General features: G+C 46.5%; 10 protein-coding genes. 4 read left to right on the forward strand and 6 right to left on the reverse strand.

Annotation, left to right across the window (positions count from 1 at the left end; genetic code table 11):
- Positions 1–146: 146 nt before the first annotated feature.
- Positions 147–1,373, reverse strand: coding sequence for a response regulator (locus PN462_RS02910; protein WP_272126434.1), 1,227 nt, complete (start codon positions 1,371–1,373; stop codon positions 147–149).
- An 89-nt stretch (positions 1,374–1,462) separates the two neighbouring features.
- Positions 1,463–2,005, reverse strand: coding sequence for a bifunctional pyr operon transcriptional regulator/uracil phosphoribosyltransferase PyrR (gene pyrR, locus PN462_RS02915; protein WP_272126435.1), 543 nt, complete (start codon positions 2,003–2,005; stop codon positions 1,463–1,465).
- A gap of 113 nt (positions 2,006–2,118) precedes the next feature.
- Between pyrR and PN462_RS02920 the strand changes: the two genes are divergently transcribed.
- Together PN462_RS02920 and PN462_RS02925 are read left to right on the forward strand one after the other, a co-directional pair.
- On the forward strand, positions 2,119–2,880 hold the full coding sequence (locus PN462_RS02920; protein ID WP_272126436.1) for a TIGR00297 family protein: 762 nt from the start codon (positions 2,119–2,121) through the stop codon (positions 2,878–2,880).
- Between the two features lie 165 nt (positions 2,881–3,045).
- The gene (locus PN462_RS02925; RefSeq protein WP_272126437.1) at positions 3,046–3,564 is read left to right on the forward strand and encodes a hypothetical protein; all 519 of its coding nucleotides are present in this window, start codon (positions 3,046–3,048) and stop codon (positions 3,562–3,564) included.
- A gap of 208 nt (positions 3,565–3,772) precedes the next feature.
- Here the strand turns inward: PN462_RS02925 and fabG are convergent, their stop codons facing one another.
- Positions 3,773–4,468: a 3-oxoacyl-ACP reductase FabG gene (fabG, locus tag PN462_RS02930; RefSeq protein ID WP_272126438.1), complete on the reverse strand. Its 696-nt coding sequence runs from the start codon at positions 4,466–4,468 to the stop codon at positions 3,773–3,775.
- Positions 4,469–4,590: 122 nt separating this feature from the next.
- Here fabG and PN462_RS02935 point away from each other — a divergent pair, with 122 nt between their 5' ends.
- Positions 4,591–5,007 carry a phosphomannose isomerase type II C-terminal cupin domain gene (locus PN462_RS02935; RefSeq protein WP_272126439.1) on the forward strand — a complete coding sequence of 139 codons (417 nt, stop codon included), beginning with the start codon at positions 4,591–4,593 and terminating at the stop codon, positions 5,005–5,007.
- Positions 5,008–5,180: 173 nt separating this feature from the next.
- Here the strand turns inward: PN462_RS02935 and PN462_RS02940 are convergent, their stop codons facing one another.
- From PN462_RS02940 to PN462_RS02950, 3 genes are all read right to left on the reverse strand, one after another.
- Positions 5,181–5,558: a response regulator gene (locus tag PN462_RS02940; protein ID WP_272126440.1), complete on the reverse strand. Its 378-nt coding sequence runs from the start codon at positions 5,556–5,558 to the stop codon at positions 5,181–5,183.
- A 676-nt stretch (positions 5,559–6,234) separates the two neighbouring features.
- Positions 6,235–9,315, reverse strand: coding sequence for a phosphoenolpyruvate carboxylase (ppc, locus tag PN462_RS02945; RefSeq protein ID WP_272126441.1), 3,081 nt, complete (start codon positions 9,313–9,315; stop codon positions 6,235–6,237).
- A 105-nt stretch (positions 9,316–9,420) separates the two neighbouring features.
- The gene (locus PN462_RS02950; protein ID WP_272126442.1) at positions 9,421–9,639 is read right to left on the reverse strand and encodes a hypothetical protein; all 219 of its coding nucleotides are present in this window, start codon (positions 9,637–9,639) and stop codon (positions 9,421–9,423) included.
- Between the two features lie 237 nt (positions 9,640–9,876).
- Between PN462_RS02950 and ndhL the strand changes: the two genes are divergently transcribed.
- The gene (ndhL, locus tag PN462_RS02955) at positions 9,877–10,104 is read left to right on the forward strand and encodes an NAD(P)H-quinone oxidoreductase subunit L (RefSeq protein ID WP_272126443.1); all 228 of its coding nucleotides are present in this window, start codon (positions 9,877–9,879) and stop codon (positions 10,102–10,104) included.
- Positions 10,105–10,162: the final 58 nt, after the last annotated feature.

Below are 10,162 nucleotides of genomic sequence, written 5' to 3' on the forward strand. Positions count from 1 at the left end.
CCGCCCCCTTACAGCTAATCCGGTCTAGAGAAACGACCAGTAGTGTTAATCCGCAATACCCCTGGAGAGCTATTCGCAGCTACGGGAAGGTTATCTCTCCCCACTCCCCCACCTCACGAAGTAGGTGGGGGTCATTGAATGACTGTTTACTGATTACTGTTGACCATTACCTTACGCACCGTTTCCAGCACCTTTTGGGACTCGATGGGTTTGGCCAAAAAGGTAGTCGCCCCAGACATTTTCGCCCGTACTCGGTCCACCAGTCCATCACTACTGGTCAAAATAGCAATGGGTAACTGTTCAAATTCCTTAATCCGCCGAATTTGGGCGCAAATTTCATAACCATTAGCAATGGGCATCACTAAATCTAAAAACACAAAATTCGGTTTATGCTGTAACAGAAGCGGTAAGGCTTTCACCGGGTCTGTAATCGGCAAAAAGCGATATCCTGCCGTTTTGAAAATTTCCTCTAATTGTTTCTGCACCCCGGCATCATCTTCAATACAAGCAACCAAGGGCTGAGAGCGTTTTTTGTCTTTGGGAGACTGGGGAGGTAAATTAAACGTAGGCCGGGCTAAATCGGCAATGGGCGATAAATCCACTAACCGTTGGCGAAAATAAGGAATTAAAGATTGGGTCAAAGTTAACACATCTTTATTCATTAAGCCCGCTAAATCCCGTAGGGTGCGTTTCCCATTAATTAAATTGACTAAATTTTTATACACATGAGGAGGGGTTTTTTCCTCCAATGCCTCCACATCGGTCAATACTGGGGCCGCATTGGGATAACAATGGGTTAATCCTCCCGCCACCCAATTTTGCCAGGCTTGTCGCGCTTGTTCGAGGAGTTCATCCACCTTTAACATGGCTTCCTGGGGTAAAATGCCTCGACTGGAGGGACGAACCCCGGTATGAGCATCTATGGTAAAGGGAGATTGTTCCGAAGGATGCAAGGACGCAAGGGTAATTTCTCGATTAAGGTCAAAAAAGACTTCTTGGGCAATACCGTGAATGACTTGGGCAATTTTTTCGGTTTGGGACACCTTACGCAAGACCAACAGCACTAAAATATGATAATCCCAACATTCAATCGGCTCAGACTGACGGAGTTTAATTTGGCTTAAATTTAAATTGGGACAACAGCGTAATAAATGCCGTCGCCACCGTCTCACGGGATGATCTCCTCCGGTTGCCCAAACCAGTCGCCCTAGGTTTAAATAGATGGTCCATTGTTGACCTGTTGCCATTTGAATATCAAGTTTGCCAGTAAATTTCTCTGCCACATACGCATTGAGTTGTTTGGGCAAGGCTTGAGTAATTTGCGGTTCATTGGAGGAATGAGTATCAGCCGAGTTGGAGAAATTAGAGGGCATTTTTTATAAAAATTGATTTAAATATAAGGTTCTTAATCATCAGGATAAAAAAGGCTTGTGAAAAACTTGTGAATAAACCGGAAGTGAGGTTAAGATGGTTCGCGCATTAATTCTACTGCATCCCGGCCATCTATATCATGGACATAGACTTTCACGCTTTCTTCGGAGGCCGTGGGGAGCTTTTTGCCTGTAAAATCGGGGTGAATGGGGAGTTGACGGTGGCCGCGGTCCACCAGTACCGCTAAGTAGATGACTTCGGGCCGGCCATAGTCGGCCACAGCATTTAAGGCCGCACGGACAGTTCTGCCTTTATAAATGACATCATCGACTAAGACGACGGTTTTGCCGGATAAGTTAAAGGGGATTTTACTTTTGGCCGGGGTCCGGGTCCCCACTCGATGGAGGTCGTCTCGATAGAAGGTAATATCTAAGGCCCCAACGGGGATTTTTACGCCTTCGAGCATTTCAATTTGATGGGCAATAAAATGAGCGAGGGGGACTCCTCGTGTATAAATTCCTAATAACACCAAATCCGAGGGGTTGCCGACCTTTTCGATAATTTCTGAGGATAATCGAGTTAAGGTGCGGCGGATTTCTTCGGGGGAGAGAATTTCAACGATCGCGGTTGACATTGATTGGGTATAGACTCCATAGACTCGCATTATACCCTAGTCTGGGAGAGAATGGAGCATTGGCGGTGAGAGTTTGTGTCTGAGGGAGGAATCCCTGATAATTGGAGGGATGAATGTTGGAGAGTGGGTTTATGGTCTCGGTGGAGAATCCTTGGGTTATTGCGATCGCTTTAAATACGGTACTGTTAGGGGTGGCGTTTGTTCTCCCGAAAAAACTCTTAACACTGATGGGCTATCTTCATGCTTGGGGGTTGGGGGTGGTACTCTGGGGGACGTTAAACTGGCCGGGATATTTGGTGGTTTTATTTTATTTTTTCTTGGGGTCTGCGGTAACGCGCATTGGCAAAACGGAAAAGGAAAGTCAAGGTATCGCGGAAGGACGGTCTGGGGTGCGCGGCCCGGAAAATGTCTGGGGGTCTGCGTTGACGGCCATGGTTTGCGCGTTGGGGACATTGGCCGTCAATGAGGTGTGGTCTGGTTTACTGGTGTTGGGGTATGTGGCCAGTTTTAGCACGAAGTTATCCGATACTTGCGCGTCGGAAGTGGGGAAAGCCTACGGAAAACGCACGTTTCTTATTACCACTTTACAACCCGTGGCCCGGGGAACGGAAGGGGCGGTGAGTTTGGAAGGAACGTTGGCGGGAGGGGTAGCTTCTCTTGCGATCGCAATTTTAGGATGGGGAGTCGGTTTAATCTCTCCGTTCGGCATTCTCTGGTGTCTCATTGCGGCCTTTATTGCGACTAATTTAGAAAGTGTCATTGGGGCGACGTTACAAACGAAATTCAGCCTATTAACCAATGAAGTGGTCAATATTATTAATACTACTCTTGGCGCAATTATTGCCATTTTACTGGCTTGGGGAATCGCAAATTGATAGGAATTTATAGGCATATAGCAGTCCTAATTAGTCTAAAAATTGCTTAAAACAGAACATCCGGTAATGACTCTCAACCCAAAACGTTAACTTTTAACAAAATCCCCCACTCCCCGCCGCATCTTGAGCGATACTACAAAAAGAGCAACCAAGAGGGATGCTACTATGTGGACTCAACTTTCGTTACGCTGCCTGAGTCTCAGCTTTGCTTGTGTTGTAGTGGGGTGTTCTCCTGCATCAGTAGAGGTGACAGAACTCAAACATTATCCCATCCAAACCCTAGAAGGAGTCATCGCGGAAACTGCCATAGAATTTGATGCAGACACCAGTTATGATAACAACGGTGCGCTGAAAATTACAGCAGAGCAACCGATGACTGTTCCTCTCTACGAAACCGGAGATTTAGAGATTGAAAACACGAGGATTTTTTACCAAGCCCGTCTCAAAACCCAAGCCGTTCAGGGTAAGGTATATCTAGAGATGTTGTGCCATTTCCCAGAGAAAGGGGAATACTTCTCCCGTGCGTTAGATAGTCCTGTGACGAATACTCAAGACTGGACGACCCAAGAAACCCCCTTTATTCTCCGAACAGGGGAGAATCCCGATAATATTAAACTCAATGTGGTTATTGAGGGAACGGGGACGGTTTGGGTGGATGATATTCATTTAACCATGCAAGAATAGAGGCCGGGTTATAGCAGTAAACAGTAATCAAGCATCAATCATCAAGCATCAATCATCAAGCATCAATCATCAATCATCAATCATCAAGCATCAGTTATCAAGCATCAAGCATCAATCATCAAGCATCAGTTATCAAGCATCAATCATCAATCATCAATTGATAGCAGGTTTTTGGCGTAGGGACAATCCATGAATTGCCCCTACCGTTCTACATTACGCCATAAACAGGAATTGCAGCCCCGCGAATTTCTCTTGCTTCTTCTGACCCTAATAATGTGACCACTTCTCCGATAGACTGGGGTTTGACCCATTGATCGGCTTGATCTTCTCCCATTGCTTCTCGGTTGGTGGGGGTATCAATGACGCTGGGGAGGATAGAATTGGCCGTAATATCCAGATCTTTATTTTCTTCAGCGATCGCTTTGGTTAACGCTACGACAGCCGCTTTTGTGGCACAATAGGAGCCTAACTGACCTGCTGGTTGGACTGCCCCTCTAGACCCAATGGTAATGATACGACCGTAACCATTAGCCCGCATTTTCTGTAAACAATATTTACAGGCTAAAAAGGTGGTATGGACATTTAAATTAAAATCTTTATGCCAATCGTCGGTACTGTACTCCTCAACGCGACCCATGGCAAATCCTCCGACGAGATGGACTAGGACATCAACGCGACTCATATCTTCAATTAATTGCGCGATCGCGCTTTCCTCCATTAAATTCACCTGAACCAAGCGAATACTCTCAAACTCCGTCCCAGAGAGGACTTCCTTCAACCGTTTCACATTCGCTTCTGTCCGGTAAGGAATCGTAACTTTGGCCCCAGTCCGAACCACTAACGGGGTGACACCTAACCCTAAACCCCCTGTTCCTCCAGTTAATAAGACTTGTTTCCCTTGCATCGCTTGTTCTTCCGTCGTGACAACGCTATCAAGTTAACCTATAGTTTTGTTGAGACTCATCACTCGGATTACAGATTTTTGTCGAAAATGAAAATAATGCCACCATCCACAGCAAGAGAATTATGAGTAATACCACCAATAATAGTCCCAATAATACGGCCAACACCCCAACTGAGCATCCCCTGGCCACTTCAGAAGGAATTCGCGTCGAAGAACGACCTTGGGGGACTGTGACGGTGTTAGAAGAAGGACCCCACTATCGCATTAACCGCATCAAGGTGAAACCTGGCCACCACATCAGCACCCAAATGCACTATCATCGCAGTGAACATTGGGTGGTTGTATCAGGAACGGCTAAATTAATTTGTAATGGGGAAGAAATCCTCCTCATGCAGAAACAATCCAATTATGTCCCCATGAACACCACCCACCGCGTCGAAAACCCCGGTGTGATCCCCCTTGTGATGATTGAAATCCAAAATGGCGAATTTTTAGGGGATGAAGATATTATTCGCTTTCCTGAAGAAGAGAAGGGGTGATGGGGGATGAGAGATGGAGGAGATGGGGGAGATGGGGGAGAACAAAGAACCCACTATTCCCTATTCCCTGTTCCCTTTTTCCCCAAGAACAAAGAATAAACAACAAAGAACCATTGTTAATTGCTAATTGTTAATTGTTAATTGCTAATTGCTAATTGCTAATTGTTAATTGCTCACGCTTCGCTTCTCACCGAGATCAATTGTTTGATCGTCACCAGTAAATCTTTCGCGGTAAACGGTTTAATCAAGTACGCATCGGCCCCCTGTTTAAGTCCCCAGTAACGGTCAATTTGACTATCTTTCGAGGAACAGAGGATGACTTGGATATCATGGGTTTTGGGGTTGGACTTGAGGTGACGACAAACTTCATACCCGTTGACGTGGGGCATAATGATATCGAGTAGCACTAGGTCAGGAGGGTTACGCTTAATGGCTTTGAGTGCTTCTAAACCATCTTTAACCGCAGTGACAGAAAATTTGTGACGGGTGAGAAATTGGCGAAGAATTTCTCGCTGGGTGCGGCTGTCTTCAACGATAAGAATAGAGTGCATGATAACTTAGGAATGACTGGGCGGATGGTTCGAGAAAAAGGGGATTTCCCAGAAAATGGGGGTTAACCTCGGTCAAGGGGGAATGATCGGTGTTAATTTAGAATTGTAAGGGTTGAGCCTAGGCGCGATCGCGTTTTAGCCATTAAAAGTAACTAAAATTAAAGGAGTTTTCAGATCATTCTTCTCTTGAAAGAGCAGAAAATCCGCTAAGTCTTGCGCTTAAATCAAAGTTTCTACTCTATCCCTCACACAAACATCATGGGTGTCGGTTTCACCCGGAAACGGGAATCATCAATACCTCGGAGTTGACGGTGACAAAACCACCATCAACCCTAGTGGAAAAAATATCATTTTGTTGGCTAGTGAGTCAGTCTAGACAGTACACCCTGATCTACTCCTACTCCCTATTGTAATCGGAGAGAGGATTGCAGTAGAAGCCAGTCCCTAGATTACGCCACCAACATCCGAAGACAGAGGGCAGATGGCAGAAAGACCGAAGCAGTAGAAAATTAGCCTAAACATAAGGTCAGAACCTAATTATCATAAGGCTTCTAGCGAATTTTGGGTGATTTTAGTTTCACCGAGAGGGGCTGACTTCCCCGAAATAGCAAACAGTGAACTGTTCCTAGGAATAGTCCACTGTCCTGCTGAATGTTTTTTTATTGTACCCAGTTGTTTAGCCAGTATTCCGCATTCCTGCCGCAATGCCATTAATGGTGAGTAATGCACCCCGCAGGAGTTCTTCCTTGGAGTAGCGGTAATGGAACACTCCGGCCACCCCTTGGCGACTGTATTCCCGCAAGCGTTTTAAGAGGGAGACTTGCAAGAAACCGAGGGGAACAATATTGCCGTTGCGGAGTTGGACAGAACGCTGTAACTCTACATCCCCATCTAATAGGTTTTGATGTCCAGTAATTTGTAGGACTAATTGGCGGGTGAGATTAAATTCATCCGCAATTTGTTGGAAAACTTGGTTAAACCGTTCGCGGTCTTCGGGTAAAGATAACGTCTGGACATAATGAAGGGCCATCTCTAAATCCACTTTCGCCAAGGTCATCTCTACTTTAGAAATGGCCATCTTGAAGAAGGGCCATTTAAAGTAAAAATAGCGCAACAGTTTTAAATTCTCCTCCGGTTCTTCGGCGAGAAACTCACTCAAGGCGGTTCCGACTCCATACCAAGCGGGAACGAGAAAACGGCTTTGGGTCCAGCTAAATACCCAAGGAATTGCCCGTAAACTGCTTAAATCCTTTTTCCCGGATTTTTTCCGGCGGGCCGGACGGGAACTGATTTGCAGTTGGCTAATTTCGGGGATGGGAGTCACCGAGAGGAAGAAGTCAATAAAATCGGGATGTTCGTGGATGAGGGCCCGATAGCATTGGCGCGATCGCGCCGCCAAGTCCTCCATAATCTCATTCCAGGGCTGAATATCATCAAACCCACTGCCCAACAAACTGGCCTGTAAAACTGCCGTAGAAGCCGTTTCTAGGTGATATAACGCCAACTCCGGTAAAGAATACTTAGAAGCCAACACCTCCCCTTGTTCAGTAATCTTAATCCGTCCATTAATAGTCGCATTGGGTTGGGCTAAAATCGCCTCATAGGCCGGGCCACCGCCACGACCCACAGACCCCCCACGACCGTGGAAAATCCGCAGGGCAATCCCATATTCTTGGGCGACGGTTTGTAAGGCTTTTTGTGCTTTATGAATTTCCCAATTACTGCTGAGGAAACCGGAGTCCTTATTACTATCGGAATACCCCAACATAATTTCTTGCAGGGGTTGGGAATAAGGCCGGGAGGAGTGGGGGTGTTCAATTTCGGCCTCTTGGGTTTTTAAGGCTTCATACCCTCCCGCTAAAGCGGCCCGATAAAAGGTCAACTCAAACAGCGATCGCATCACTTCCGGGGCTCGTTGCAAGTCATCCACCGTTTCAAACAGCGGCACAATTTTTAACCCACACACCCCTGTCACCGGGTCATAAAGTCCCGCCTCTTGGGCCAATAACATCACCTCTAACACATCACTCACATCATTACTCATACTGATGACGTAAGTTTGGCAAATTGCCGCCCCAAACTCCTGTTGCATCCGACGGATGGTTTGAAACGTCTTAATGGTCTCCTGAGTTCGTTCCGAAAACGGAGCTTCAGGGGGGATCAGGGGACGACGGGTGGGTAACTCCTCACTTAACCAGGCTTGACGTTCCGCTTCGGTCAACTCCTCATAGAGCTTGGGTAAAATCTGGATATATTCAAAAATCTCACTCAAGGCTTCCCCGTGGCGGGTGGACTCTTGGCGGACATCCAACTGGGCTAAATGAAAGCCATAAATCTCCACCTGAGCAATGAGTTTATCTAAATCCCGACAACATAACCCGGTTTCTTTTAAGTTCTGTTGAATGAGACGTAATTCGGCCAAAAATTCCTCCCCAGACCGATAGATGGTTCTGGGATTAATTTCGTCTAACACCTTCTGTTTTTGACGGTCCGGACTAGCCAAGAGATTATTGCGTTCTCGCGTATTTTCTAGCCGTTGATGAATATAGGCCAGTTTCAAGCGATAGGGTTCTTGGCGGTAGCGAATGGCCAATTTTTCATAGACTTCCCCCAAATGGGCCCGGTCTGCTTCTAAGGAGTCCAACAGTTCGGGCAACACATTACTCCAGTGCAGAGATAAACTGAGTAGGTTGCTTAAATCTTGGACAGAGTGGGAATATTTTTCGAGGACAATATCCCGTTGATAACAAGCGGTTTGCCAAGTCACTTGGGAGGTGACAGAGGGGTTGCCGTCGCGGTCAGACCCCACCCAAGACCCAAAATAACAAAAGCGGTTTTTCGGGGGACGTAAACGGGGAAACGTGGTTTCTAGGGCTTGTTTCAGTCGTAAACTGAGTTCCGGGATGGCATCAAATAACACCTCTTGGAAATAATGTAAGGTGTAATCCACTTCATCGAGAACCGTGGGTTTAAACTGGTGTAACTCATCGGTTCGCCACCAGAGGCGGATTTCTTCGTGTAATTGTTCTGTGGCGGTTTCCGCTTCCCAGGAGTTACTAAAGCCGACGGCGTGATAGGCTTCTTCAGCCCGATCTAATTGATGGAGAATGCCGGAAATGCGCCGTTGTTTGCGGCGGATGGTATGGCGGACAATTTCGGTGGGGTGGGCGGTGAATACCAGCCGAATGTCGAGATTATCTAACAGTCGTTGAATTTTGGCCGGGGGCATATTCTGGCGATATAGATAGGGAAACAGCCATTGATAGGTCCCGGCTTTTTGATAGGTGGGTTCACTCCCTTGCCAGGTTTTTTCTAGCTGTTTCACCCCTACGGGATGACGGTTTTCTGTCCCGTTTTGGGAGTGGGTCGCTGGGTCTTTGTGCTGATCGTCTTTGCTTTGGGCTTTATAGGTGGCTTGTCGGGCTAATTGTTGCTCCCGCTGTTCATAATGCTGCTCGACAATATTCATTAATTGAAAATAGAGCGCGAATGCACGGGAGGCGCGAATTGCATCCTTTAAATCCAGTTGTTCGATCAGTTGAACTACGGTGGATTTGTCAAGATCAGTGGTTTGTCCTTCGGGAGAACAGAGATCGCGCAGTTTTTTCAGTAGTGCGACTAATTCTTGGCCACACTCGGACAAAAGAACCGACTCCCATAGTTCTTCAACTAATTTAATACGGTGACGCAGTAAGAGCATTGAGGAGGAGGAGGGAACTTGAATTGCCTGCTCGGATGATTGGAGAAGCGAACTCATGGTGGCTGTCCTTACAATTTTTGTGGGTGATCTATTTTACGATTTTTGGGGGATCGTGCGGGGGTAAACCGATACAGAATTGGTTGGAGATTTGGTTATATTCTGTCATTGGGGGGACTCGCTGTTGGCAGAGTCCGGGTAAGATGAGTCCGGGGGAAAGGGAAGTAAGGGGAGGCGATCGCCTCGGAATACTTCTTCGCTTACTTCTCCGAGATCCTGGAGTCCTTGGGTGATTGCTGCGATCGCGCCAATCCCACCCAAGACTGGAGGGGTGATCAGACTTAGCCAAATTTCGGGGGGGAGCAATGATTTCTCTGAATTCACGGGTAATGCTTGAGGTCGATAGGGTTTACACTTACCATTGATTTTATGGTCTGTAGTGTACCGGAAACTACAAGATTTGTCGTTAAGCTCAATGAACGACCAGAAACTTGTACAATATGAATCGTACAATATGAATCAACGAGTTTTCCGGGTCTGGGGGCTTGCTCCCGGTGGAGAACCGATCCCACCCAAGGATTTTAACTTCATTAATCTTTTAGGAACTTAGAGCAAGAGTCTATGATGGATAGTACAATTTTTCTAGCTTTATTATATCTAGTTTTAAGCGGCTTATATTTATTGGTTTTACCAGGCTTACTCTATTTTTATCTCAATCAACGTTGGTATGTGGCCAGTTCCATTGAACGTACCCTGATGTACTTTTTTGTGTTCTTCTTGTTTCCTGGTTTACTCCTCCTCAGCCCTTTCCTCAATTTCCGCCCCAAAAAGCGGGTTGTTGATAGTTGATAGTGGATAGTTGATGGTGCAAGGGGGTGTCGGGTGTCGGGTGTCGGGAGATAGGGGA

Origin of the sequence: Spirulina sp. CS-785/01, from assembly GCF_028330525.1 — a bacterium.
In the GTDB taxonomy this organism is placed as follows: domain Bacteria; phylum Cyanobacteriota; class Cyanobacteriia; order Cyanobacteriales; family Spirulinaceae; genus JAQMSD01.